A 25,626-nucleotide genomic window follows, 5' to 3' on the forward strand; every position below is an offset into this window, starting at 1 on the left:
CTAAATGAAGGTGAATGGTTACGGTTAATTTTAAATTAATAAATTACTGATATACTATTAATATATAGATTTTCTATGAGGCACTGGTATGAGCACTTCGAAGTTTGACGCAGTAATGAATTCAGTAAAATCAAAAGCTGTATCTGCAAAGAACTCAGTAAAAGAGACTGTTGCTAAGAGAATTACTGACACTCGCTGGATGCATTTCGTTAATGAAGAAATTGAAAAGGCAGCCATGTCGCAGGGGGGGAAAGTCGATCCTTTATTAAGAGGCGCCCAACTTGGCATCAGTGATAAAACATCATTCGATGCCTCTGCTTTTGATAAGGTAGATGCCGTTCGCGTTGGTGATTACAGCGGCTTTAATAAAGACACGAAATTACCCAATGGAGTCAGTTTTGTTGAACGTTTGAAGGATGATAAGGACGATAACGAACATAAAAAGTTCGTAAGAGATAAAATCAAGCAGTCATTAGCACAGCCCCCTGAACTTGCAACTGTTAAAAAGAATTTCAAAGGCCTTTCTGAAGATTTTAAAAAACTATTAGCAAAGGTACCACAGACCTATTTTGCGGGTGATCTTACCAAGTTTATGGCCCAGGAAGTTACAGAGGCAAGGCAAAAGCTCGTCGATCAACAGCAGCTTGAATTACGTCAACTTACAGAAAACTTTAATGACGATAGTGTTAATGGTTTTAAAAGCCATTTTATGCAAGCAACAGGCACTGATGAAAATGATTATCCAGCCGCTAAGAAGAGAGTAATAGATGACCTAAAAGCATCCCATACCAAACAACTCCAAGAATTTGACAACTCGTCTAAAGAATCGTTGAAGAATCTTGAACAAGCAGCCAGTAATCAAATGCTGCAAATTGGTTTGATCAGACAAACCATGATCCACAATGAAAAGCAAAGGCAAAATGTTCTTAATGTACAACAGGCTTACCACGAGAGACGTAAAAAAGAGGATCCCAATTATGTGATGGATCCATTGCGTGTTGATCTGGACGGCTCTGGAGATGAAATCAGGTTATGTGGAATTACACTCAATGATTTTGAACGTTTATACACAAACAGTGGCAAGGAAATTATTAAAACTAAAAACGATGAAACCGGTACCGCAACTTGGACAATTAGTTTCGGTCTTAAGGATAGACTCCAGTTTTACAACAATCCTGTCCATGACAATTTAAAGGCTGATTTATTGCTCATGGCACAAGCCGTTAGATCTGCTAATCCTGATGATGAAATTACCATGAATCTCAAAGGATTCCATAGCGATGAAATTGCTAGGGAAAAAGCAAGGGTAGCCTATGAGGCTTGTATATTAGCAGGATATCCGCCTGAAAAAATTAATATCCAAATTAATGGAAAAGCTATTCCTGTAATGTGGAAAAAAAACGACAAAGGTAAAGACACGGAGGACATTGATGACAAGGCTCTGTTCAAAGATCATCAACATGAATATGCCACTCTCAAGAAACAATCCGAGGAAATCATAAAAGGAATGGGTAAATTCAAACCCATACTGGTTGAAAAGGGAGGGACAACTCAAGAAGAAATGAAACAAGAAGTGAAGGGACTCCGTGAGACCAGAAAACTTGAAGAAGCTAGACTGCAGCAAGAAGCTGTAGATGAAGAACGACGAGTATTACAAAACAACTAGTCATTTCTAGGTTGTAGTTGAGTAGCTGATGGTTCATTCGCTCCTATAGTGCTGAGGAATCAGCTCCAATTATAGTGCCCCACTAAACTCTTCTCTCATGGTCAGTAATGTCGGGCGTTTCGCCTAATGGCGCTGCCTTAAGCAGGGTCATTCGTGAAAGCAGATAGTTTCGTATCCGCTTGATGAAGAGCGCGGCTCTGTTCCTTCTTTGCTGTCTGAATCAAATCCTAGTCACAGCAGGGAGTGAACCGAGCCGCGCGCGTAAGCAAGCGGACCGGTACGGGCCAACCTAATGACACCGGTTAAGGCAGCGCCGCCATTAGGCGAAAGACTCGACCTTTGGTATAAATGCCCCATTTAAAACACTGAGTCGATTCCCCAGCCCTTAGGGCCACGATTTGGATTTAGAACAAAGCAAACCAAACCGCGACCGTAAGGGAGTGAATAACTGCAGTGACGCACTAAACCAGCTGACTGGCTTCACTAAAATCATACAACAACCTCATTTTTCCAAATAATTTCAATCACTTGATAAATATAACTATATTCCTACTTAAAATTTTGATATCTTAACCATTGTAAATGGACTTAACGAGTTGGCTAAGGAGATGGCTATGAGTGCTCGTCGATTTGATGAATTTGATATTGAAGTGGACGATTTTAGTGATGCAGAAGAGGCAAACATCACCGAAGCAAGTCCGTCTACCAAACTTGAAAGACGACGAAAAATTGAAGATCTTTTCGAAGAAAGGCGATTGAGGGAAGAATTGTCTGACTTTGAATAAGGTTGATGTACTTTTTACATGCATCCGACTCACTAAACCCTTAACATTGTTATACACTATATTTTTATACTGTATAAGTCTTGGGGATTAGAGGACATGTGTTTTTTTACTATTTCCATGGCTAAGTGGATATGATCCAGGTGATTATCATTAATATGGTACTGCGTTTTCGCAAACGTCTCTAACGCTTCACCGACTTGTTGATAAGCAAGGCTCAATAGTTTATACAAGGTATCTATCTGATCCTGTGTGTATTGACCCTCACGTAAGCCCTTTTCTAATTGAGACACTGTTTGAATACCACCTAGGCTTTTGGTGTCATCGGGAGAAATATTGGATCCAATGAATAAAACGGTATGATCACATTCCCCATAAAAATGAACGCCATTGAGGTCTGCTCCTGAAAAACAGCTGAACCCCTTTATGTTCTTTCTAAACGTTGAGCCTGCTAATTTAGCATTCATGAAATTGCAATCATTTACGTCTTCATTAAATTCACTTTCATACAAATTTGATTCCTCAAAATCCACTTGGTTCAATGCCTTGCTAAAGTTTGAATGAGCCATTTTTTGACGCATCTGTTGCTGCGAGCCTATTGGTTTTTGCTGAGTAATAATTTCAATAAAAGTCATTTCATCCACCTTTGCAAAAATTTACTTTCTTGGAGACTTGCCTGCATGAATACTCTCATGGGGGCTATCATCAGCAACACGTGATAGAGCATAAACATCTTCTTTGCACTTTTTAATCCGTTGTTCAATTTCTGATATTTGTTCCTCTGGTGTCACTTTCATTAGCTTATCTTTCTCTAATATTATTTGTAATTCAATTTTACGGATAAGCTTGGGCAAATAATAGTGTGCATAACGCTCTTGCTTATCAGCTGGATTTGTAATAAACCTAAACTGAGATATAGGAGCCGCCCTCTTGCCTAACTGATTTTTAAGTTTTTCTAGACGCATCTCATTTGCTTTCAAAGATTCGAAGAGTAATCTTAACTTATTCAGCAGATTTTCCTGCTCTTCGGACAAAAGATATTTCTCTCCTTCAGTTGCCTCTTCATCCACTATAGCAAGCGTTACGCCAGTTGATTTCTTTTGATGTAGCATCATTTCTCGGTTTAAACCAAAGTCGATCGACTCCTCCAGCTGATTCATCAAACTATTTATGACCAACTCGGATTGATTATTTTCTGGATCTAATTTTTTATATAACTCTGGCATTTGAGTTTGTACAATATGAGCCACACACTGTTTAAGTTTGTCTCGAGCATTTTTAAAATCAATTTGTAAATCACCCTGATTTTCTAGAGTCGCATTTATCAATTCAGTTTTGCATCGTCTAAAATCATCAATTAATCTAAAAAACTCGCCATTGTCATGAATGGCTTTCCAAACAGGTTGAAAACCCTCCTGATATTCTGCAAGTCTTCTTGACGCTTCTTCCTCAGAGATGTTGTTTAAACCTAATTGCTTTCTGATTCCCGAAGAACCTCTTGCTTCATAGGAGCGTGCATTTAAGGATTGTTGAAACTCGCTACTTGATAGCTGACTATGAGTATGTCCTACAGACATGTAATTTGAAGAATTAATGCCCCATCGGGCTACATTGATTAGAGTGGTTAATACAGTCATTTGCACATGCGCAGTAGCTGTTTCTCTTTCTTGCTGATCTGTCGAGGTTTTTGCTCTTTTTAAAGCACCAACAAGAAACACACCTGTGTCCGAGACATTACCAATCAGTTTACCAGTTTTCTTTTCCCGACTAAATAATTGGGACTGAGACTCCTTTTTACCAGCTTCTTCAAAAATCAAACCTGTTTCCATAAATTGCTTTCGGTCATAGTAATCATTGATGATTTGCAATAACTGCTGCTCTTTTTCTGGGTATTGTTCATACAGTACTTCCAATGTACTTTCAAATACCTCGTTTTGATCCAAATTCACATGCTCAATATCATTAAGAGCCTCTTCGATTGACTCTCTACTTATTCCAAGTTTCGCTATCTCATGGCATGCCCGTCGAAAGTTGTTTGCTGGATTGAATATCTTTCCAAAAATCGAGCTGTTGTCGCAAATGATGTCTCCAATTTCAGCATTTTCTCGATGCGTCGATACAACAACTGTGCCGTCCCTATTTATTTGAGCTATTTCTGCTTCTAAAAAAGGGATCCCTGTACCATAACTTGTGTCAGGAAACCCAGAGCTATCAGGAAGGTAAAATTGTGGTGGCTCGATGTTATACCTCTTGTAAAAAGCTAAATACTCAGCGCGTACTGTTTTACCAACATCCTCAATCAATAGATGGACAAATGTTTTCTGTGGGTCGTGACCAGGTTGACCCGGAGCTATATACCTCGCGCTATTAGGGTGAATCATTCCTTTCAAAACCTTATCTTTATAAAGTTCCGGTGAAGGATACTCCATACTAAGCATTTCCTTAATGAGGTCAGTTTGAATTCGTCCACCGCATTGCCAAGCTGTTTTACCAATAGCAGAAGCTAAATTGGGTAACATTCTTAATGTCTCTTTCTCATGTGGACTTAGTTTATCGCTTCGATAGAGCTCTTCTAAAACCGATTGTTCAAACTGTGCAGTATCAACCGCTGTAAGATCAAAATCCGATAATTTTCTTTGAGTTTGATGAAGTCTTCCGAAAATGGATAGTGCATGTTCCATGGTTTGCTCATCAGGTAAAGGAGCTATGCCCTGCTCATGACAAAACTCTAGTGTTTTTTGCCGTTGCATTGCCAGGAGCTCCTTCCTTTCCTTGTCACTGATACTGCTTGTTAAATACTCACTGCCTGGATTATCAAATAAGTAACCACCAAATTTAGGACCTGATCGATCGGTAATAAAATCTCCATAAACTAATGGTTGATTCGAAATGTAGTTACTTAAAGGATACATTTCACCATCAATATTTATCTGAACGACTTGGTTCAATACTCTTTCGCGAATGATAAAATTTTTAAATTGAAAATTAATCCAATCGATGTGTTCCATATCTTGTGCATAAGCAAGTGCTGGCCCCCAAGGATCTTCAATTATTTCATTGAGGGAGTTATATCTTTTTGTGAGTAGATAGGCATCTGTTGCAAAAATTTCCCATACCATAATTTAGTACTTGGCTTTAAGTATTCTTTTTTAAAGTATAGATAATTTATGAACAATTGCTTTTTAATCGGTCATTTTGATCCGAATTTACAACGGTCAAGTGCTGTGTTGAATGGATTTATCCAATCCCTTACGGCTGAGGAATAGACTCCTATTATAGTCCCCCAACTAATCTCTTCTCTGATGGTCAGTAAGCTTAGGTCCGGCTCTTCACCGAATGGCACTGCCGTAAGCAGCGTCATACGTGAAAGCGTATAGTTCCATATCCGCTTGCTGACGCGCGCGGCTCGGTTCACTCCCCGCTGTGACTAGGATTTGATTCAGAGAGCAAAGAAGGAACCGGGCCGTGCGCGTCAGCAAGCGGAACGATGCGGGCCGTATAGATGAACCTAATGACAACGCTTAAGGCAGCGCCATTCGGCGAAGCACCCGAGCTTTGGTATAAAGGCCCCATTTTAAACAATGAGTCGATTTCTCAGCCGTCACGGTCGCGGCTCGGATTTAACACCTAGCAAACTGAACTGAGATCCTCAATTCGTACACAGAGCCGCGACCATAAGGGAGCGGATAATCGTTTACTGTTAATTTCCAGCTCAAGCGAAAGGAAGGTGGCCCCCCCTAGGATCCGTCACCATTTTTCGCTCTAGGGAAATAAATATCAAAACGTACTGTTTTGCCGATAATACTGGCTTCTGGTTTTAAAAGTGCTCCCACTTTTTGAGGCCACTTAACGACTACTCGCTGTTTTACACGCGATCTAGCTATCTCTATAAGCTCGATCACATCCATATCTGGTCCTATCAAACTCTGAAGGGCTTGCATTTCCTTTTTAACCAGTGCTGATTTGCTACGTTCAGGGTGCATGGGATCTATATAGATGATATCTGGATATTCTTCATGGGACAATGAACTTAAATAGGTAAATGCGTCACCTACTGTTAGAGATAAGCTCATTGCCGCCATATCTGATTCAGAGCGCCTGGACAAAGCGTCTGCTAATAGCGTAGCAATGATAGCATTGCGTTCGACCATTAAAACCTCTGCTCCAAAGGAAGCTAATATAGCAGCGTCTTTCCCCCAACCAGCAGTTGCATCAATTATTTTAAGTCCTACGCCTGGTTTGCAAGCTCGAACTAATCCTTGTTTTTTCCCCTCACTTTTTCTTCTTTCCCAAGTAGAATAGCTGAAATCGGCTGAGAGCAAGGAGAATTTAGGTAGTTTTAAGTTCAGTCGATCTTCAGAAACGTACAAACAAGAAGAGGCATTTCTATCAATAGATAAACCAAGTCTTTCTGCTAAAGCTTGAGCTATAGGCAATAAGTCATTGCTTTGATAATCAACCGACTTAATCACAGTCATGATTGATGTAACAAGCTATTCACGTACTGCATTAAAGACTGAAAAGCAGGGACTTGGGGGTATTTTTTTAAGGCTTCCAAATCAGTCATATTGGATAGAACTAAAATTGGTGTTGCTCCAGCTGCAATAGCTGCTTCAATGTCAGATACTCTGTCACCCACATAAGGGATACCTTGCAAATCGCAATTAAAATGCTTAGCTAATGCCAACAACATTCCTGGTTGAGGTTTTCGGCAAGAGCACCCTGCATCAGGCATATGAATACAATATTCAAGCGCATCTATATGCCCTTCGGCTTTCTCGATAATGCTTAACATCTTGGAATGAATAGCAACTAGATCTTTTTCAGTGTATAAACCTCTGGAAACACCAGATTGATTGGTTGCCACCCCTATTTTATAACCAGCCTTGCTAAGCTTCGCAATGGCTAAAACATTCTCAGGAATAACGTTAAACTCATCAGGGCTCTTGATGTATTGCAAAGAGTCGTGATTGATGATGCCATCTCTGTCGAGTAAGATGACTTTGTTCATACCATCTGCAACAAAGAGATATCAGCCACCCCGCTTAATAACGATTGCAATTGCTTTAATAGGGCCAATCGATTATTTTTCACCGCAGTATTATCTACCATAACCATCACTTGATCAAAGAAAGCGTCAACCGGCTCTTTCAAGCTCGCTAGTAGCTTGAGTAACTCGGTGTAATTACCTGAGCAATACAAAGCATCTGTACGCATAGTCATCTTTTTAATTTGCTCATACAATCCCTGTTCAGCCGGATGTTCAATAATACTCTCATTAACCTCTAAAAGGGCTTCAGCCTCTTTTGATGACTGAATTAATAGATTCCCCACTCTTTTACATGCAGAAGATAATGAGGCAGCCTCACTCATAGCAATAAACGATTTCAAGGCATTTAGTCTTTTATCCAAATCATAGAAACAATCATCTTGGCGCGCTTTAACCGCATTAACCAAATCAACACTATACCCCATGCTTTGATAATAGGATTGCAATCTATCTAAGATAAATGGTTTTAACTCAGAAACCATTGTGATTCCTTCTTTAGGCAATACAGTCCCATAACTATCAAGAGCTTCTTTGATCAATGTGGATAAATTCAGAGGCGTATCCATAGAAGTCAAAATTCTTACAACAGCAAGAGCATGTCGACGTAATTTGAATGGATCTTTTACACCACTTGGTTTCTGTCCAATTGCAAAAATTCCAACTAAGGTATCTATTCTATCCGCTAGTGACAGCGCTTTTCCCAGATTGGACTCAGGAAGAGAATCACCTGAAAATCTGGGCATGTATTGCTCATTGAGGGCCTGAGCCACATTCTTGTCCTCTCCATCATGCAAAGCATAATAGTATCCCATAATACCCTGTAATTCAGGAAACTCACCCACCATTCCGGTAAGCAAATCACATTTACTAAGAGAGGAGGCTCTGTCAGCCAAGTCCTCTTTAATGGATAAATTGCGACTTAAAAAATTCATCACAGTAGCAATGCGCTGTGTTTTATCGTAAACACTACCTAATTTCACCTGAAATACGACCTGTTTGGTAGAAATAATATGCGTGCTTAACGGAAGTTTTTTATCTTGTCTAAAGAAAAATGCAGCATCACTTAGACGAGCACGCATGACTTTTTCATTTCCACCGACCACTTTCACTGGATCTAAACTCGCAATATTTGAAACAGTGATGAAGTGAGGCAATAGCTTTCCATGTTTATCTTTTAAAGCAAAACACTTCTGATGTGATTGCATTGAAGCGATTAAAGCCTCTGAAGGCACATCAAGAAATTCTTTATCAAAATTAGCTAATAATGCTTGTGGCCATTCGACGATTGAACATACTTCATCAACTAAATCATCAGGCATAACAACATTTGCTTCTAATTTAGAAGCTATCTCTTGCACTTGATCAAGAATCATTTGCCGCCGTTCGGAAAAATCAGCGATGACAAATGCATCTTTCAATTGCTTTTCATAGGTGCTTGCAGAACTAATTACGATGGGTTCTGGATGATGAAAACGGTGCCCACGACTTGTGTTTCCAGTCGTCACTCCAAGAATTGAAGTTTCAATGATATCATTCCCATACAGCATCACTGCCCAGTGCACAGGTCTTGCAAACTCATCATGACCATTCCCCCAACGCATAGGCTTTGCAATAGATAAGGAACTAATAGCTCCTTTAATTAACTCTGGTAATAAATCACTTGTTTTTGCCCCAGCGTGTACCGTTTCAAAAACAATCCAGTCTCCTTTATCGGTTTCTATTTGTCGCAATTCACCGAGATCAACTCCGCAAGATTTTGCAAAGCCTTGTAAGGCTGGAGTAGGTTTACCTTCTTTATCATACGCAGCGATGAGTGCAGGTCCTTTTTTCACTATATTCTGTGTGGCTTGTTGGGATTGAAGCTCCTTAACCACCACTGATAAGCGTCTAGGTGTGGCGTATCGTCGAACTTCACCAAAACTTAGTTGTGCTTTTCCAAGCGCTGAAATGAAGTGATTTGCTAATTCATCTGCTAAAGGCCAAACTGAACCAGAAGGTAGTTCTTCACACCCTAATTCAAAAATAAAATCATTCACCATTGCTCACCTTTTGCATAGGAAAACCTAAAGCCTCACGTGCTTGATAATAAGCCTGGGCTACTGATCGGGATAAGTGTCGTACGCGCAATATGTATCTTTGTCGTTCTGTCACTGAAATGGCCTTACGTGCATCCAATAAGTTAAATGCATGAGACGCCTTGATAACCATTTCATACGCTGGAAGGGGTAATTGCAAATCAATTAACTGTTGAGCTTCTGCCTCATAATAATCAAATTGTCGGAATAGTTCTTCGACATTAGCGTGCTCAAAATTAAAAGCAGACATTTCTACCTCATTTTGATGAAACACATCTCCATAGGTGACTAAACCATTCTGTGTATAGCCCCAAGGTAAATCAAAAAGATTATCTACCCCTAAAATAAACATTGAAATTCGTTCTAATCCATAAGTTAATTCGCCTGTTACTGGCTTACAGGGCAAACCACCAACCTGTTGGAAATAAGTAAACTGTGAAACTTCCATGCCGTTTTGCCAAACTTCCCAACCCAAACCCCAAGCACCCAGAGTAGGAGACTCCCAATTGTCTTCCACAAAGCGGATATCATCGTGCAAAGGATCCACACCTAAAGCACGTAAGGAGTCTAAATATTTATCTTGGATGTCTATAGGAGACGGCTTTAAAATCACTTGAAATTGGTAATAATGTTGTACCCTATTAGGATTTTCACCATATCTACCATCAGTAGGTCTTCTAGAGGGCTGAACATAGGCAACAGACCAAGGTTCAGGGCCAATCGCGCGCAAAAAAGTTGCTGGGTGAAATGTACCTGCACCAACCTCCAAATCTAATGGCTGTAAAATGATACAACCTTGTTTGGCCCAATATTGTTGCAGAGTAAGGATAATGTCTTGGAATGTAGTGGGCTTGCTCATGAAATTCTCAAAAATAAACAACTATCAAATTACTCGTAGTTAGGGCTTTGCTTTGTTAACCACCATTTAGTTAAGGCAGCATTCTCGCACTGGCATGGGTCGATCTATAGAATCAGCCCGATGCCAAATTCAGAACAGGTTCCCGCTAACGCGGGAACAACTGAGTTTACTTTAACGGAGTAGCGGCACTCGTTGTGCTCAGCCCAAACCACATTAAAAATGGAGCTTAGTTACCCGCAGCTTTCTTTATCAGCTCTCGCAAAGAGTCTTCGCTTGCAGCGCCTGGGATAAATGATGGCTCAGTACCTTTTTTGAACTGACCATCTGGAGTCGCAGCAATAATAAATGCTGGAGTCCCCATCAAATGCATTTTTTCAGCCAATTGTCGATTTGCGTCTAAAATGTCTGTCACTTCTTTGCTGTCCATGTCCTTCTTCATTTTGTCCAAATTCAAACCTACTGATTTCGCAATATCCATAACTACTTTATCATCTAGACGTTTATCTGTTTCAATGAGTGCATTATGCATGACTTGATATTTTCCTTGCATGCCTGCAGCTAATGCCGCTCTTGATGCAAAATCAGAGCTCTTACCGAAGATCGGAAACTCTTTATAAATGACTCTTAAACCACTGTCCTTTTTAAGCAAGTTATTTATAGTGGGAGACATTTTTTTACAGTGAATGCATTGATAGTCAAAAAACTCAACCACAGTAACGCTGCCTTTGGGATTGCCAACCACAGTATACTTTCCTTGGAATAGTTGATCCGCATTCTCTAAAATTGCTGCCTGCGCCTGTTGTTGCATGTTTTGCTGTTGTTTTTGTTGTAGCGCTTGTGATGCTTCAACCAAGACCTCTGGATTAGCAACTAAATAGTCATGTATCACTTTTTCAATGTCTTTCTTCTGGGCGTCTGTCATTGGAGGGGTTGATGTATCTGCAGCCATAATGACAGGCGATATTAAAGTAGTTGCCAGAGCCCCAGCGATTACTAATTTTGTCAATTTCACACTATTCCCCTTATTAAATGTTAACTATAAACAGCAAACTATTTCATTCATTCAAAATCTAAACATTCACTTATTTTACGACCAGCCCGAACCCTACCATTCAGCGAGGAAAAATTCAATATATTACACGACAGTGGTTTAATAGCCACTCATGTTCTAAGAACATTCAGTGAGATTAGCATAGGCTAAAACCAACCATTTTACCCCATGCTCCTTGAATTTAACTTGAACTCTTGTGTGCGCACCACTCCCTTCAACAGCTAACACAACCCCTGTTCCAAACTTAGCATGCTGGACATTTTGTCCGATAGCTAAACCAGACTCTTGCTCAACAAAGTTAACCTGACTTCTACCAGCACTCGTGGGCTGAACCCGTGTTTTTACCCTCACCTCATCGAGAAATTGTTGAGGTATTTCTCTTAAAAAGCGAGAAGGACGATGATACTCCTCACGCCCATACAATCTGCGTACTTCCGCATATGACAAAATGAGTTTTCTCATAGCTCGAGTCATACCGACGTAACACAATCGGCGCTCCTCCTCCAGTCTGCCAGGCTCTTCTATGGACTGCCTACCAGGAAAAACACCTTCTTCCATACCCACCAAAAAAACGGTAGGGAACTCTAAACCTTTCGCTGAGTGTAAAGTCATCAAATGAACGGATCGCTCATGGTCCTCAGCTTGCATCTCACCCGACTCAAGTGAGGCATGTGCAAGAAATGCATTCACAAGAGGCAATTCATTCTCTGTATCTTGTTCATAACGGAACTGTTTAGCGGCGTTAACCAATTCTTGCAAGTTGTCTAAACGAGATTCTGATCTGTCCCCTTTTATTTTTCCGAAATGAGCATACAAGCCACTTGAGTGGATTACTTCAAGAATTTGTTCGTCCAACTCTAATGCTGTCGTTTTAATTTGTAAGCGTTCGATTAACTCAACAAATTTTATCAACGCAGAGCTTGAACGCTGTGCTAAACTATTATTTCGAAGCATCAATTTTGCCGATTTCCAAAGAGAACAAGCTTCCGCTTTACCAAATTGTCGCAGTTCATCGATTGTTTTTTCACCAATACCGCGGGTCGGTAAGTTCACAACCCTTTCAAAAGAAGTGTCATCGTCTGGATTGACTAATAAGCGTAAATAGGCCAGCGTGTCTTTAATTTCAGCTCGATCAAAGAAACGAACTCCTCCATATATCCTATAAGCAATTCCAGCACGCAATAGTGCTTCTTCAAAGTTTCGTGATTGAGCGTTTGAGCGATATAAAATCGCTAAGTCGTCCGCGCTTCCTCCCTGATCCAGTTCCATTTTAATTCGTTCTGCAACAAAACGAGCTTCATCGAGTTCGTTAAAAGCGCTGTACACCAGAATTTTTTCACCTTCACGATCTTCGGTCCATAATTCTTTGCCCATTCTCGAATTATTATTTTGTATCAAGGCGTTTGCAGCATCCAATATAGTAGAAGTTGAACGGTAATTTTGCTCGAGTCTCACCACTTGAGTGTCTTTAAAATCTCGGGAAAACTGTTGAATATTTTCTACTCGGGCTCCTCGCCAACCATAAATTGACTGATCATCATCACCGACCGCAAGTACAGAGGTCCTCTCACCGGCTAGCAAGCGGATCCAAGCATATTGGATGGTATTAGTATCCTGGAACTCATCCACCAAAATAGCTTGGAAGCGTTCACGATAATGCTCTAGAATCTCTTTATGATTAAGAAATAACTCATGTGTCCTCAATAGAATTTCTGCGAAATCAATCACCCCAGCTGTTTGACATGCCTGTTCATAAGCTTGATAGATTGATACTAAGGTTTTAGTAGGGCCATAGCTTAATGGATTAATATGTTGTGGACGTAACCCCTCATCCTTTTTTCCGTTAATAAACGATTGGACCTGTTTGACCTGCCACTGATCAGGATCCAAATTTAAAGTTTGAATGACTCTTTTAATAAGTCTTGCTTGGTCTTCAGAATCAAGGATATGAAAGTGCTCCGTTAAATGTGCTTCGTTGAAATGTCGACGCAGTATACGATGACACAAGCCATGAAAGGTACCTACCCACAATCCTTGAATGGGTGTCGAGAGCATGCTGCTCAATCTAGCACGCATTTCTCCCGCTGCTTTATTGGTAAATGTAACCGCTAAAATTGCGAAAGGAGACAGATGATACTCTTCAATTAACCATGCAATTCTGCTTACTAATACACGCGTTTTTCCGCTACCGGCACCTGCCAACACTAGCATATTACCAAGAGGTGAAGTTACGGCTTCGACCTGCTTATCATTCAACCCTTTAATTAGTGCTGCAGTTCCCATGTATTTATTCCAAGGTAGATAAAGCGGTTATTATCTTCAATTTGTCGTGCAATTCAAAGGGGGTATTCGGCAGAAACTTTGGTATTCAATGAATGTCTTGCATTCAAATCAATCACAGCGCAAAATACAAGGTGTTTTTAGAAGCCAGAATAGGGCTACTCGTTTAATACACTGAACTTACATTCATAAAGGACTCAAATGCATACCCTCTATCCAGCTATCAAACCATATACTCAGCATGAACTTCCAGTTAGTAACCTGCATAAGCTGTATATCGAGGAAACTGGAAATCCAGAGGGGATCCCTGTGATCGTTTTACATCAAGGACCAGGGGCCGGAGCAGATCCACACCTCCGTCGCTTTTTTGACCCCCAAACTTATCGAATTATTTTATTTGATCAAAGAGGATGCGGACGCTCAACTCCCCATTTGGAAATCAAAGAAAACAACACAAAATTACTCATAGATGACATCGATGCTGTTCGTGATTATCTTAACCTAAAAGAATTTGTGCTCTTTGGAGGAGGATGGGGATCTCTATTGGCTTTGCTTTATGCACAACAATTTCCTCATCACATTAAAGCACTTTTAGTTCATCAAATATTTTTAGGTAGACAAGGGGATTCTGACTGGTTCTATAAACATGGAGCTAGCTTAGTTTATCCAGATTATTGGGCTGAGTTTACTGGTAATGTTCCAGAAAATAGATTAGATAATATCCCTCTTTTTTATTCCGAATGTTTACAAGGTCCTAATGAATTAGCAAGAATGGGGGCTGCAAAGAATTGGGCATTGTGGCAAGCAAGATGCAGTAGCTTACAACCTCACTTATACGTTATTGATCAGTACAGCGATCCTCATTTCGCTCTAGCTCTCGCAACATTGGAATCCTACTACATCAACAATCATTATTTTATTGAAGAAAATCAAGTGCTAGCTCATGCGAATAAAATTCGTCACATTCCCACGTATATTGTTCATGGGCGATTCGACTTAGTATCCCCCTTAGCGAACGCATGGGAATTACACAAAGCCATCCCAGCGTCTAATCTAAGAATCGTTAGGGATGCAGGACATTCAGATAGAGAATCTGGAATCATTGATGCTATAATTTACGCCAGTAAAGAAATTTCTAAACAAGGTTTGGAAGCATGTTAGCTGTCATACAACGAGTTACTCAGTCCAGAGTTGATATCAATGGAGAAACTGTTGGAAAAATAAACCAGGGAATGATGATTCTTTGTGGGTTTGAGCCTAGTGACTCATCAGACACTTTAAACCGCATGATTGAACGTTGCCTCAATTACCGTATTTTTAGTGACCAGCAAGGTAAAATGAACCTTAGTTTAAGAGACATTCAGGGGGGGTTATTGCTGGTTCCTCAATTCACATTGATGGCCGATACCCAAAAAGGGTTGCGCCCTGGTTTTTCAAGTGCAGCGACACCGGAACATGGAAGACAATTGTTTGATGAGTTATTGACTATAGCTCAACAACTTTATCCTGGAACGCAAAGTGGCTGTTTTGGTGCAAACATGCAAGTTCACTTATGCAATGACGGCCCAGTTACCTTTCTGATGAAGTTCTAAAGCAGGACTTATGCCCCTAATCCCTTCGTTAATAACAGAGTTCAATTCTGTCATTTAGTGTGCAAAACTCGTCCATTGGTAACTATTTTTTCCTCAATGATGGGGTTTTACGCCAGTCCTGGAAAAAACGACCTTAATTTTTGTCCCTTTCTCCGTTTGCAAGAGCAATAAAGTGGTGTAACATCAATTCAAAGGATCGAATAGTTAGAACAAACATGCGCTCAATTTATATTTTTGCAGGGATGATAGGTACCTTTATATTAAATGGCTGTGCGCACAAAGGGACAAATCCAGAGGACCCCTATGAGTCTTTTAATCGAAAAGTCCATAACTTCAATATGGCTTTTGATGCAACTATCCTTAAACCTCCTGCAAAATTATATAAAGCGGTAGTACCTGGTGTAGTAAGGAAAGGAGTTACCAATGCTTACAATAATATCGACATGTTACCAACTATTGCCAATGATCTCTTACAAGCAGAAGGAAAATGGTTCATAAAGGATTCATGGCGCTTTGTTATAAATTCAACAATAGGCGTTGCAGGAGTCTTTGATGTTGCCACCAAATTTGGATTAACACCTCATTACAATGATTTAGGAATTACTTTTGCAAAGTGGGGCGATAAAAAATCGCCTTATTTAGTTCTTCCATTGATAGGCCCCAGCACTATTCGTGATGGGTCTGGATGGCTGTTCCAGTTTGCATTATGGACCCCTTATTTCTACATAAAAGATGACGCAGTGGTCTTTAGTTTAATTGGTTTACGTTATCTTGATTTACGTACTCAGCTCTTTGATACTGAACCTTTACTAAACCAAGCATTGGATCAATACGCCTTTATAAGAGATGCTTACTTACAGCATAGAAATTACCTAATTGCAGGCACTGAGCAAGACACTGGCCAACTATTTATTGAAGATGCAAATGCTAGTCAAGCAGCCTTAGCTGAATCCAAAGGAGCCGCAAAGACTGGATTAGGTTCAGACTATGTGGATGAGTAAGGTTCTAAAGAGTTTGAACACATCTGTTTCTGCTCCCTTAATGGTCGCAGCTTAGTTAGCTCAACTTAGTATCCAAGATGCGACTATTAGGAAGCAGATGCTTTATTCTTTAACGTTGCAAGACAACGTAAGTAATCACCAGCTATATCCAAAGCAGTTTCGGCTTCAATTTCCCGTAAACAAGTTGGGCTTGTGACATTAATTTCTGTAAGATAATCACCGATTACATCAATTCCAACAAAATACAGCCCTTTTTCTTTCAAAGTCGGTGCTAATTGCTTACAAATCCAACGGTCTCTATCGGTTATTGCTACCACTTTCCCTTGAGCTCCAGCCGCCAAATTTCCTCTTAGTTCTCCTTTAGCAGGGATTCTTGCCAATGCATAGGGAACAGGTTCACCATTAATTAATATAATCCTTTTGTCGCCCTGTGTAGAAATTTCAGAAATATAAGTTTGTGCCATTATCCATTTAGATTCTGAATGCGTTAACAGTTCTAAAATAACCGATAAATTACTGCCTTTATCATCCACATGAAATACTGAATTCCCGCCCATTCCTTCTAATGGTTTAAAAATAACTTGTTTATGAGTACTCCAAAATTCTTTTAATTGCTTGATGTCACGAGACACCAGAGTTTTAGGACAACACTGTGGGAAATTTAGGGTAAAAAGTTTCTCATTCGCATCACGCAAGCTTTGGGGTTTGTTTGCAACCAAAACACCCCTCTTCTCTGCTAACTCTAAGGCATAGGTAGTATAAATGTACTCCATATCAAAAGGGGGGTCTTTTCTCATGAGTATGACATCAAAATCAGTCAGTGGTAGAAGTCCTAATGGGTTAATTGTTGCCCACTCAAGATGATGCTCATCCTTCACATGAATGTCATTCATATGCGCATAGGATTGACCTTCTTTGCAAAACAAATCATTCTGAGTAAAGTATACGCAAGACCAACCTAGCTTTTTTGCGCTTTTGATCATCGCAACTGTTGAATCTTTATACGGTTTTATCTTATCCAGAGGATCCATCAGTACCGCGATTTTCATCATTCCCCTCCGATTGCGGCAATTTCTCTAGCCGCCGCTAAAGCAGCCAATCGGGCTATTACACCATAGGAGTAAAAACGATTTGGACAATCGACTACTTCTAAGTCATCACATGGCATATTACACGCTTGGGCAAAAGCCAATGGTTCAAAATGCATCCCTGGTGCATTAAGGTTTTCAGCAACACCTCTCTCTTGATGAACCCGATAAAATCCACCAACAACGAATTGACCTATCATATAAACAACCGGTTCAGCCACTGCACCATCAGGCATCGTTTCAAAGGTGTATACACCTTCCTGGATTATCACACGCTCAACTTTCTGACTCCCTTTACTGGCAGACATTTTTGTTCTTTGCTTTCTGTTTAAATGACGTATATCATCCCCGCTATGGACCATCATCACACTCATTCCATAAGTCCCATTGTCAGCTTTTACCACGACAAATGGCTTATCTTTTATCCCATATTCATTGTATCGCTCTGTGATCAAATACAATATCTTATCCACTGCTAATGCAAGTTGTTCAATACCTTCTTGAGCCATGAAGTCTAGACCATCAAGAGATGTAAAATAGGGAGTAATTAGCCATGGATCAATTGCAATTAATTTTGCAAACTCATTGGCAACTTGTTCATAGAATTGGAAATGACTTGATTTTAACCGTGAGGCCCAACCCAGTTTAGCTGTTGGTCGAATTCTTTGTTGTAAGCCTTGTAAAATCTCTGGGACACCTGAAGATAAATCATTATTCAACAAAATAAAGCATGGGCTAAAATCCGATAAACCTATCTTATCACCTTGCCTCTGGATCGGCTCTATCATTAAGGTTTCCCCATGATCAAGGTGAACCTCTCTAGGCTCCAAAAGCTCAGGATCTAAACTTCCAATTCGCACTATAAAACCTGCTTTAGTAAAGATGGTTTTGAGAACCCCTAAACTCTTCATATAAAATTTATTACGGGTATGGCTTTCAGGCAAAATTAATATTTTAGTGCAGTCACTTTTGTAATCAATTAAAACTGATTGGGCTGCTTGAATGCATAATGATAAAAATTCAGGATTTAAATTATTAAACCCGGCTGGAAATAAGTTAGTATCAACTGGTGCCAGTTTAAACCCTGCATGACGGAGATCCACTGAGGATGTTATTGGTGCAGGGGTTTCTTTCCACTTTTGACGAAACCAAAATTCAATTTCAGCCACTTTACTTAATATGATTTTCTCAACATGATGAAGTGGTCCGGAGTGCGCAGTAGTCAAATGCGGTACTGGGATTTCGTGAGCGTTCATCCTTACTCCCTGATTTTTAAATAAATTGATGTTACCTAGGTTGTGTTGAAATTAAAAGAAAAATTTAAAACTTCCCTTTTATATTCGCATGATCAATCACTTGTTATGTCCTTGAATACAGAACAAACAATGCGGGCAGATTTCTAAAGTTTTGTAGTTATTAACCCAATATACTGGCATAATAAATAAGCATTCTTAATGAATAACTGAACATGTACCCGTTTAAAACCATTAAAGCAACTCTCATTTTAACTCTATTAGGATTCATTTGGGGTTCTGGTTACACTCTCGCAAAATATGCGATGACTAATGGAGTTCCACCCCTAGGGTATGCCTTTTGGCAGTCCCTTGGCCCTGCCTTGTTATTAACATTGATTTGCTTGTTTAGAAGTAAAGCGCAATTGTTAAAACTCTCCAATTGGCCTTATTTCTTTATTTGTGGTCTGGTTGGAATCGCAATCCCAAACACAAACATGTATTTTATCGCAAGCCATATTCCAGCGGGACTATTGGCTGTTTTGGTCAATACTGTACCGCTCTTAGTGTATCCTTTAGCACGATTAACTGGCCAAGAAAAAACAGACGTCTGGCGTTTTATTTCCATACTCCTAGGGGTACTTGGAATCTTCATGATTGTTGGCCTGAATACAATGGGATTCTATTCCATTTGGTCTTTGCTAGCATTGATTAGTCCGTTAGGGTTTGCGTTGTGCTCAATATTTATCAGTGCGAAGCAACCCAAAGAAATGGACGCCTTATGCGCCGCCTCAGGTATGTTATTAACAGCATCCTTTGTTTTGATACCTCTGGTGATTCAACAAGATGCTTTTTACCCACTTACTGGCCCATTCACAATGGTTAAACAAGTGATTGTATTAGAAATTACCCTATCAACCATCGGATATTTGTTATTTTTTGTACTGATTCGAATAGCTGGTCCAGTATTTTATAGCCTCACAGGTGGTATTGTAGCGTTAACCGGTTTACTCTGGGGATATCTCATTTTTAATGAAGTTCCATCCAGTATACAAAGTGTCGCCATTGCTTTTGTTGTATCAGCTATTTTCCTGCTATCTTGGAGACAAACAAAACAAATTCAAGGAGTTTGAACGATGCTTAATGACCTAATCTCACAATTTAATGCTCAAATACAAACCTTTTTTTACTTGATTATGATCATCAATGGAATTCTACACGTTATATTTGCCGGTGCTGTAGCGAGGGATGCAGGAAATTTACAGCGTCTAGGACAAAGACCAGCATTGGTATCGGCTCCTACATGGGCATTTGCAACTTTAATTGGAGGGGTATTTACTGCGACCATTTATTGGCTCTTACATCACTCCAGCTTAACTCGGACATCTATGAGAGAAGTGAGATACGATAAACCGATGTAGCGAATCACTAAATTGTCTGTTGAATCAAAATGCGCCCTCAAATTTGCATAAAGGCGCATCATAATACTACATGGCGTGGGATTTTACTTCATCCCTATTAGGCGTGTCGTTTGACTGTGGCTCTTCAGAAACAGTCTCAACTTGCTTTTTAGAGACTTTCTTATGGGATGCTTTCGGTTTTTCAGTCTTTGTAACTGTTGTTGTACCAAATAAACTACCAAAATAGCCAGACTCACTTGCTTTTGGCTTCTGTAGCTTTAAATACGTTTTATAAGCATCATCTATATTGATAATTCTTAGCTCATGCATTTTGTTCTCAATAGCCTTTAAATCAGTTTCAATTTCATAATCAGGTATATCAAGCACTTGTTCGTTCAAATACCCATTTCGAGGATCCCCTAGTTTATAAATCCTAGTGCGTAAAAACTCACTCAATGCACTATACATATCTGGTAAATCTAGCTTGTCAGGAGTATTCTCTTTACTCAAACCAAGAGCCGTTGTTAATGCGTTATATAGATTACTGTTGGTTGGTGATAAATGTGTGTAACTTGCTTCTATTTTTTGATGAAGATAAAATGCTAACGAATTAAGTACTCGGGCTTTTGAATCTGTTGATTCACTTGATTTATCCAGTAAGCCAATGACTTTGAGCAGAAAGAAACACTGTGGTCTTCTATCAGCAGTAACTCCATTAAGCAAATTTTCCAGTTTGGAGGGGTCAACATCAGTGTCAGCTTTTGGTGTATAATGTTTGATTAACGTTTTAACGCTTTCTATCAGATTTCCTTTGAGCTTTTCATAAGCCACTAATTGAAATGTCATCTTGTTTTCTCCTTAAACTCCATGATGATATTTAGTGAAACAACTTCACTGAAACCCAGTTTAAACTAATTATTTCTTTTCGTCATGCTTTTTCTTTTTACTAACTAATTAAATTTCAATCTATTGATTTTTATTTAAATTTTGATTAATTTTAGCCGCAGAATTGACGTCTATTAAGTGATGGTATGAAAAAAGCAATTAGCATTGTATTAGTCTCTTTTTTAAGTTCCCTTGGATTTGCCAACCAGCAACCCAAGTTGGTATTACAAATTGTTGTTGATCAACTTAGAGGCGATCTGATATACAAGCATCAACATCAATTTACTCATGATGGTTTTAATTATTTAATTTCTCACAGCCTGGATTATCATAATGCACATCATGCTCATGCAAATACAACTACTTGCGCAGGACATACAAGCATAGCTACAGGAAGCATCCCATCACTTCATGGAATTGTGGATAATGAGTGGTTTGATAGAAAATCAAGACAAATGACATACTGTGTAGCAGACAAAGATGCAACAATATTGCCAACACAGCACACACGCACTCAAATCGATGGGCGCTCTCCAAAACTTATTAAAGCATCTACGTTAAGTGATGAAATAGTCCTTGCACAAAAGGGTAAAGCCTTTGCTGTATCACTAAAGGATAGAGCAGCTATATCCTTAGCTGGACATGCGGGTATGGCCTATTGGTTTGATAAAACGAATGGTGGCTTTGTTACTAGTCGCTATTACCTTGATAAATACCCTGAATGGGTTGAAAATTGGAATAAAAGATACATCCCTCAAAACTATGATTGGACATTATCCAAACCCAAATCAAGCTACATCAATGAGGACGTCAAACCATTTCGCCATAATTATGGAGACTTTGGGCAAACATTTCCCCACCATATCGTTAACTCACCTTCCGAAGCCTATTTCAAATCACTTTCTCGCTCTCCCAAGGCAGATCAATTAACAGAGGATTTTGCAGAACTGTTATTGAAGGAAGAAAAGCTTGGCCTATCTGACAATAAAACAGACTACTTGGCCATTAGTTTTTCTGCAGTGGACGCAATAGGCCATCAATTTGGTCCTAATAGCCTTGAAGCAGAAGATAATTTACTGTCTTTAGACAGTACCATTGGAAAGCTATTAAAGGCAGTGGATCAACAAGTTGGTTTGGACAATACAATCATTGTTCTCAGCGCTGATCATGGAGTCAGCGATGGGCCAGCCTACTTAAAAGCTCATCGAATACCTGAGATAAAACCCATTAATACTGATCTGATAGAGCAACGCATTAAATCCCTTCTTCTGCAACAATACAATTTGCCGTCGCAAACAGTAATGTCTGTTACTCCACCTTTTGTCTATCTTGACCATCAACTGATTCTCGAAAAAAAATTGGATATAAGTAAAGTGAGCTTGTTTATTGCGGAAAATTTAAGCAATCAACCTGGAATATATAGAGCATTTCCCCTACCAATGACTCATATAGATAAGGATTGGCTAAGTAACAAAGTCGCTCGAATGGCCTATACCTATCGAGCAGGTGATGTCTATCTTGTACAACCACCTTACCAAAGTTATGGCGCCAAAAACGAGGACCGCGTGTCACATGGAAGCCCATGGCAATACGATAGTTACGTGCCATTATTATTTGTTAACCCTAAATTTCAACATAAGATGTATACGCAACAGGTATTTACTACTGATATAGCCCCTACCCTTGCTATGTTGTTACAGATAAAACCACCCTCTGCAAGTGTAGGGAGTCCATTAACCGAGGTAATCGATCAGTTTTACGACAAAAGTTAGAGCTCTTATGAGAATTGAATTCTAAGCCAAAAAGCCTTACCATTCGAACAAAATAGAATATGGTGCGAATATGACAAAACACGCTATCATTATTGGAATTTCTGGACCTTCCGCTTCTGGTAAGAGCTTACTTGCGAATACAATTGTACGCGAGCTTGGCTCTGATCAAGTAGTCGTTATCTCAGAAGATGCGTATTATAAAGATAATGCTCATCTACCATTTCCTGAGCGAGAGAAAATTAATTATGATCATCCTGACTCCTTTGATCATGAACTATTATACGACCATTTGAGTCAACTTAGAGATGGAAAATCGGTAGAAATACCCATTTATTCACATTCTAAACATTTACGATTGCCTGAAACCAAAACAATAGGTCAACATGCAATTATTGTCCTAGAAGGTATCTTGCTTTTCACTGACAAAGCATTGCGTGAGATAATGGACATTCGAATTTTTATGTCAGCACCACTCGATGTTTGTTTAACCAGACGTTTAAAAAGAGATGTGGTAGAGCGACATCGCTCATTTGAATCGGTTATTCATCAATACGAAACCACCGTTCGACCAATGTATCTTCAATTTATTGAACCATCTAGCCGTTATGCCGACATTATTGTTCCAAGAGGTGGTGAAAATCGTATAGCTATAGAAATGATTCAAGCAAAAATGCGTGAGTTATTGGCTACACACTCAAATTAACCATATTATTCTAGAGGAGATGAATATGGGTTTTTTAGCAGGAAAAAAAGCACTAATAGTAGGTTTAGCAAGCAATCGCTCGATAGCTTATGGAATTGCAAAAGCTTTTCATGAGCAAGGAGCAGAATTAGCTTTTACTTATCAGAATGAAAAACTGCAATCGCGTGTTGAATCTATGGCTGAAGAATTCAACTCGAGTCTTACATTTCCTTGCGATGTTGCTAGTGATAATGAAATCAAATTAGTATTTGATAATTTATCCAAGCATTGGAAACATCTTGATATTCTGATTCACTCCGTAGCTTATGCACCGGCTGATCAAATCAGTGGTGATTACATCGAGTGTGCAAATCGAGAAGGGTTTCGTATTGCCCATGATATCAGTGCATACAGCTTAGTTGCCTTAGCACAAGCAGCATTACCTATGATGCTTGATACAAATGGCTCAATTCTCACATTAAGTTATTATGGTGCCGAAAAAGCAGTACCCAATTACAACGTCATGGGTATTGCCAAAGCTAGTTTAGAGGCTTCTGTACGGTATCTTGCTGCTAGCATTGGGCCAAAAGGGCTACGTATTAATGCAATTTCTGCAGGGCCTATCAAAACTCTAGCTGCGGCCGGAATTAAAGATTTCCGTAAAATTCATTCGGCTTATGCCAACATGACTCCACTAAAAAGAAACGTTACCGCTGATGAGGTTGGAAATACAGCAGCATTCTTATGCTCTGATTTAGCCTCTGGGATTACAGGCGAAGTTCTGCATGTTGACGCCGGTTACCATGCAGTTTCTGCCATGGGCGATATGGAGTAAGCATTGAATTCTGTACAAGTTACTAACATCAACTTGTACAGAGGATCTTATCGAGTATTCTAAGCAAGAATTAGATTATTCAGTCATTAGCCACCTACTGTAAATCATTGTAAAATGATTTACAGGCTTGATGTTAAAGACTCTTGTTGTTCAACCACTACATTCTGGCTGGTGGAATAGGAGTACGGCAGTGGCCTATACACTTGCAGTAGACTATTAAACTCAGTGACCACTGGAATTCGACAATCAAAAGACAAATCGCCTACATGAATCACGGTCGCATTACCAGAACGTAATTCGCGAACCTGATTTAATATCCCTTGAATCTTTCTACCCTCGCCTAAATGTCGACTTAAAAATGAAGGCATCTCTTCATCAGATCCTAATTGCTTTGCTATCTCGGATCGTAAAGCTATCATCGCACATTTCACTTTAATTGGATCTATATGTTTTTCTAAAAGTCGCTTCTCATCCTCTTCAGTCAGCCTAAAGCGATAAGGATCACAAGGGTCCATCGATGAAGAATGAATTCGTTTATCAATAAGATCGTAGAGAACACTTAAACCCAGACTCGCTATACCTGCTCCGATAATTGAAACGCAAGTCGTCACAACAATAATAGCAATCAAAGGATTTAACCCTGCACTAATTGCTAAAGTCGTCAGTATAGGTGTAGCAAATCCTATCATTAATCCGGCTGAAGCCCCACCAAAACCTAATGTACTAGCCATCATTAATGCAGCTTTTACCCACCCTTCTCCATACCACATTCTTTCTGTTCCTTCTAAAAAGTGATGGAACATATAGTATAGAGAAGCTATTGTTAAAACAGCACCAAAAGCCGCTATGCCTATAATGACCAATATTATCATCCACGCTGAACCATTTTCATCTGATTCCTCTTGATCATTTTTTGCAGACGGTTGTTTATTTCTTACATAAAGATCCATTTTATGGCAGTGATAGGCTATGGCATTCACAATACTCCAAGACATAGACGTTGTTTCATCACAAAAATAATTATTGTATTCATTAAGAGTGAAAGGAGAACTTGCATTGAAACTAATTCTGTTGGGTTTAAAAGAATATTGTTTTTGTACGGGTAAACTGGTGAATAAAGGCGTTGATCGAAATATTGCTTCGAAATAAGCGTATACTTTTTCTTTCTCTTGCTTATCTAGATGATAGAAGTATCCATTAGGTGATTCTAACGCATACTGCGTTGCTTTAAAGAGCTCGTCATAAACTTCATGTATTGTAAGAGATCCGCCTTCCTTCTTAATGCAGTATTGATAATGCTTTAATAGCTGACCCAAAAAAAGTTTTAATTGATTATCCGTAAATTTCCCTTTAGCTCCGGCCATGGTACAACTCCT

Annotated in this window: 22 protein-coding genes; 10 read left to right on the forward strand and 12 right to left on the reverse strand. The window is 39.5% G+C overall.

Features of this window, described 5'->3' with window-relative positions:
* Positions 1 to 88: 88 nt before the first annotated feature.
* Positions 89 to 1,666 carry a hypothetical protein gene (locus Lwal_RS16360; protein WP_058481848.1) on the forward strand — a complete coding sequence of 526 codons (1,578 nt, stop codon included), beginning with the start codon at positions 89 to 91 and terminating at the stop codon, positions 1,664 to 1,666.
* A gap of 614 nt (positions 1,667 to 2,280) precedes the next feature.
* On the forward strand, positions 2,281 to 2,451 hold the full coding sequence (locus tag Lwal_RS17665; protein WP_165481847.1) for a PA3496 family putative envelope integrity protein: 171 nt from the start codon (positions 2,281 to 2,283) through the stop codon (positions 2,449 to 2,451).
* A 56-nt stretch (positions 2,452 to 2,507) separates the two neighbouring features.
* Here the strand turns inward: Lwal_RS17665 and Lwal_RS16365 are convergent, their stop codons facing one another.
* From Lwal_RS16365 to uvrD, 8 genes are all read right to left on the reverse strand, one after another.
* Positions 2,508 to 3,083: a pentapeptide repeat-containing protein gene (locus Lwal_RS16365; protein ID WP_058481849.1), complete on the reverse strand. Its 576-nt coding sequence runs from the start codon at positions 3,081 to 3,083 to the stop codon at positions 2,508 to 2,510.
* Positions 3,084 to 3,104: 21 nt separating this feature from the next.
* Positions 3,105 to 5,567, reverse strand: a complete 2,463-nt coding sequence (locus Lwal_RS16370; RefSeq protein WP_058481850.1) for a hypothetical protein — start codon at positions 5,565 to 5,567, stop codon at positions 3,105 to 3,107.
* A 618-nt stretch (positions 5,568 to 6,185) separates the two neighbouring features.
* The gene (locus Lwal_RS16375; RefSeq protein ID WP_058481851.1) at positions 6,186 to 6,926 is read right to left on the reverse strand and encodes a class I SAM-dependent methyltransferase; all 741 of its coding nucleotides are present in this window, start codon (positions 6,924 to 6,926) and stop codon (positions 6,186 to 6,188) included.
* Positions 6,923 to 7,459 carry a D-glycero-beta-D-manno-heptose 1,7-bisphosphate 7-phosphatase gene (gene gmhB, locus Lwal_RS16380; protein WP_058481852.1) on the reverse strand — a complete coding sequence of 179 codons (537 nt, stop codon included), beginning with the start codon at positions 7,457 to 7,459 and terminating at the stop codon, positions 6,923 to 6,925. Before gmhB ends, Lwal_RS16375 begins: the two co-directional genes overlap by 4 nt.
* On the reverse strand, positions 7,456 to 9,537 hold the full coding sequence (gene glyS, locus Lwal_RS16385; RefSeq protein WP_058481853.1) for a glycine--tRNA ligase subunit beta: 2,082 nt from the start codon (positions 9,535 to 9,537) through the stop codon (positions 7,456 to 7,458). Before glyS ends, gmhB begins: the two co-directional genes overlap by 4 nt.
* Entirely contained in the window at positions 9,527 to 10,432 is a 906-nt protein-coding gene (glyQ, locus tag Lwal_RS16390; protein ID WP_058481854.1) for a glycine--tRNA ligase subunit alpha, read from the reverse strand. The genes glyS and glyQ overlap by 11 nt, the downstream gene beginning before the upstream one ends.
* A 226-nt stretch (positions 10,433 to 10,658) precedes the next feature.
* Entirely contained in the window at positions 10,659 to 11,444 is a 786-nt protein-coding gene (locus Lwal_RS16395; protein ID WP_058481855.1) for a DsbA family protein, read from the reverse strand.
* 156 nt (positions 11,445 to 11,600) lie between these two features.
* Positions 11,601 to 13,766, reverse strand: a complete 2,166-nt coding sequence (gene uvrD, locus Lwal_RS16400; RefSeq protein WP_058481856.1) for a DNA helicase II — start codon at positions 13,764 to 13,766, stop codon at positions 11,601 to 11,603.
* 198 nt (positions 13,767 to 13,964) lie between these two features.
* Here uvrD and pip point away from each other — a divergent pair, with 198 nt between their 5' ends.
* The 3 genes from pip to Lwal_RS16415 all read left to right on the forward strand — a co-directional run bounded on the left by pip (position 13,965) and on the right by Lwal_RS16415 (position 16,356).
* Entirely contained in the window at positions 13,965 to 14,924 is a 960-nt protein-coding gene (gene pip, locus Lwal_RS16405; protein ID WP_058481857.1) for a prolyl aminopeptidase, read from the forward strand.
* On the forward strand, positions 14,918 to 15,355 hold the full coding sequence (dtd, locus tag Lwal_RS16410; RefSeq protein ID WP_058481858.1) for a D-aminoacyl-tRNA deacylase: 438 nt from the start codon (positions 14,918 to 14,920) through the stop codon (positions 15,353 to 15,355). Before pip ends, dtd begins: the two co-directional genes overlap by 7 nt.
* A 215-nt stretch (positions 15,356 to 15,570) precedes the next feature.
* Positions 15,571 to 16,356, forward strand: coding sequence for an MlaA family lipoprotein (locus tag Lwal_RS16415; RefSeq protein WP_058481859.1), 786 nt, complete (start codon positions 15,571 to 15,573; stop codon positions 16,354 to 16,356).
* Between the two features lie 86 nt (positions 16,357 to 16,442).
* On the opposite strand, the gene gshB is transcribed toward Lwal_RS16415, so the two are convergent.
* Both gshB and gshA read right to left on the reverse strand, forming a co-directional pair.
* Positions 16,443 to 17,405 carry a glutathione synthase gene (gshB, locus tag Lwal_RS16420; protein ID WP_058481860.1) on the reverse strand — a complete coding sequence of 321 codons (963 nt, stop codon included), beginning with the start codon at positions 17,403 to 17,405 and terminating at the stop codon, positions 16,443 to 16,445.
* Entirely contained in the window at positions 17,405 to 18,700 is a 1,296-nt protein-coding gene (gene gshA / locus Lwal_RS16425) for a glutamate--cysteine ligase (RefSeq protein ID WP_058481861.1), read from the reverse strand. The genes gshB and gshA overlap by 1 nt, the downstream gene beginning before the upstream one ends.
* Positions 18,701 to 18,912: 212 nt before the next feature.
* On the opposite strand from gshA, the gene Lwal_RS16430 reads away from it, so the two are divergent.
* On the forward strand, positions 18,913 to 19,809 hold the full coding sequence (locus Lwal_RS16430) for a DMT family transporter (protein ID WP_058481862.1): 897 nt from the start codon (positions 18,913 to 18,915) through the stop codon (positions 19,807 to 19,809).
* A gap of 3 nt (positions 19,810 to 19,812) precedes the next feature.
* Positions 19,813 to 20,097 carry a hypothetical protein gene (locus Lwal_RS16435; protein ID WP_058481863.1) on the forward strand — a complete coding sequence of 95 codons (285 nt, stop codon included), beginning with the start codon at positions 19,813 to 19,815 and terminating at the stop codon, positions 20,095 to 20,097.
* A gap of 66 nt (positions 20,098 to 20,163) precedes the next feature.
* Here Lwal_RS16435 and Lwal_RS16440 read toward each other — a convergent pair whose 3' ends face one another.
* The gene (locus tag Lwal_RS16440) at positions 20,164 to 20,922 is read right to left on the reverse strand and encodes a hypothetical protein (RefSeq protein WP_058481864.1); all 759 of its coding nucleotides are present in this window, start codon (positions 20,920 to 20,922) and stop codon (positions 20,164 to 20,166) included.
* Positions 20,923 to 21,107: 185 nt separating this feature from the next.
* Between Lwal_RS16440 and Lwal_RS16445 the strand changes: the two genes are divergently transcribed.
* From Lwal_RS16445 to Lwal_RS16455, 3 genes are all read left to right on the forward strand, one after another.
* Positions 21,108 to 22,733, forward strand: a complete 1,626-nt coding sequence (locus Lwal_RS16445; RefSeq protein WP_058481865.1) for an alkaline phosphatase family protein — start codon at positions 21,108 to 21,110, stop codon at positions 22,731 to 22,733.
* Positions 22,734 to 22,803: 70 nt separating this feature from the next.
* Positions 22,804 to 23,436: a uridine kinase gene (gene udk / locus Lwal_RS16450; RefSeq protein ID WP_058481866.1), complete on the forward strand. Its 633-nt coding sequence runs from the start codon at positions 22,804 to 22,806 to the stop codon at positions 23,434 to 23,436.
* Positions 23,437 to 23,461: 25 nt separating this feature from the next.
* Positions 23,462 to 24,250: an enoyl-ACP reductase FabI gene (locus tag Lwal_RS16455; RefSeq protein WP_058481867.1), complete on the forward strand. Its 789-nt coding sequence runs from the start codon at positions 23,462 to 23,464 to the stop codon at positions 24,248 to 24,250.
* 119 nt (positions 24,251 to 24,369) lie between these two features.
* On the opposite strand, the gene Lwal_RS16460 is transcribed toward Lwal_RS16455, so the two are convergent.
* Positions 24,370 to 25,614, reverse strand: coding sequence for a hypothetical protein (locus Lwal_RS16460; protein WP_058481868.1), 1,245 nt, complete (start codon positions 25,612 to 25,614; stop codon positions 24,370 to 24,372).
* Positions 25,615 to 25,626 lie beyond the last annotated feature (12 nt).

The sequence above is a fragment of the Legionella waltersii genome (assembly GCF_001468085.1).
GTDB lineage: Bacteria > Pseudomonadota > Gammaproteobacteria > Legionellales > Legionellaceae > Legionella > Legionella waltersii.

Coding starts and splice junctions, on each gene's coding strand:
- glyQ (WP_058481854.1), bottom strand. CDS start 10,432: ATGAGCAAGCCCACTACATTCCAAGACATTATCCTTACTCTGCAACAA.
- uvrD (WP_058481856.1), bottom strand. CDS start 13,766: ATGGGAACTGCAGCACTAATTAAAGGGTTGAATGATAAGCAGGTCGAA.
- pip (WP_058481857.1), top strand. CDS start 13,965: ATGCATACCCTCTATCCAGCTATCAAACCATATACTCAGCATGAACTT.
- dtd (WP_058481858.1), top strand. CDS start 14,918: ATGTTAGCTGTCATACAACGAGTTACTCAGTCCAGAGTTGATATCAAT.
- gshB (WP_058481860.1), bottom strand. CDS start 17,405: ATGAAAATCGCGGTACTGATGGATCCTCTGGATAAGATAAAACCGTAT.
- Lwal_RS16415 (WP_058481859.1), top strand. CDS start 15,571: ATGCGCTCAATTTATATTTTTGCAGGGATGATAGGTACCTTTATATTA.
- glyS (WP_058481853.1), bottom strand. CDS start 9,537: ATGGTGAATGATTTTATTTTTGAATTAGGGTGTGAAGAACTACCTTCT.
- Lwal_RS16375 (WP_058481851.1), bottom strand. CDS start 6,926: ATGACTGTGATTAAGTCGGTTGATTATCAAAGCAATGACTTATTGCCT.
- Lwal_RS16365 (WP_058481849.1), bottom strand. CDS start 3,083: ATGACTTTTATTGAAATTATTACTCAGCAAAAACCAATAGGCTCGCAG.
- Lwal_RS16370 (WP_058481850.1), bottom strand. CDS start 5,567: ATGGTATGGGAAATTTTTGCAACAGATGCCTATCTACTCACAAAAAGA.
- Lwal_RS16455 (WP_058481867.1), top strand. CDS start 23,462: ATGGGTTTTTTAGCAGGAAAAAAAGCACTAATAGTAGGTTTAGCAAGC.
- Lwal_RS16360 (WP_058481848.1), top strand. CDS start 89: ATGAGCACTTCGAAGTTTGACGCAGTAATGAATTCAGTAAAATCAAAA.
- udk (WP_058481866.1), top strand. CDS start 22,804: ATGACAAAACACGCTATCATTATTGGAATTTCTGGACCTTCCGCTTCT.
- Lwal_RS17665 (WP_165481847.1), top strand. CDS start 2,281: ATGAGTGCTCGTCGATTTGATGAATTTGATATTGAAGTGGACGATTTT.
- Lwal_RS16445 (WP_058481865.1), top strand. CDS start 21,108: ATGAAAAAAGCAATTAGCATTGTATTAGTCTCTTTTTTAAGTTCCCTT.
- Lwal_RS16430 (WP_058481862.1), top strand. CDS start 18,913: ATGTACCCGTTTAAAACCATTAAAGCAACTCTCATTTTAACTCTATTA.
- Lwal_RS16460 (WP_058481868.1), bottom strand. CDS start 25,614: ATGGCCGGAGCTAAAGGGAAATTTACGGATAATCAATTAAAACTTTTT.
- Lwal_RS16440 (WP_058481864.1), bottom strand. CDS start 20,922: ATGACATTTCAATTAGTGGCTTATGAAAAGCTCAAAGGAAATCTGATA.
- Lwal_RS16435 (WP_058481863.1), top strand. CDS start 19,813: ATGCTTAATGACCTAATCTCACAATTTAATGCTCAAATACAAACCTTT.
- gshA (WP_058481861.1), bottom strand. CDS start 18,700: ATGAACGCTCACGAAATCCCAGTACCGCATTTGACTACTGCGCACTCC.
- gmhB (WP_058481852.1), bottom strand. CDS start 7,459: ATGAACAAAGTCATCTTACTCGACAGAGATGGCATCATCAATCACGAC.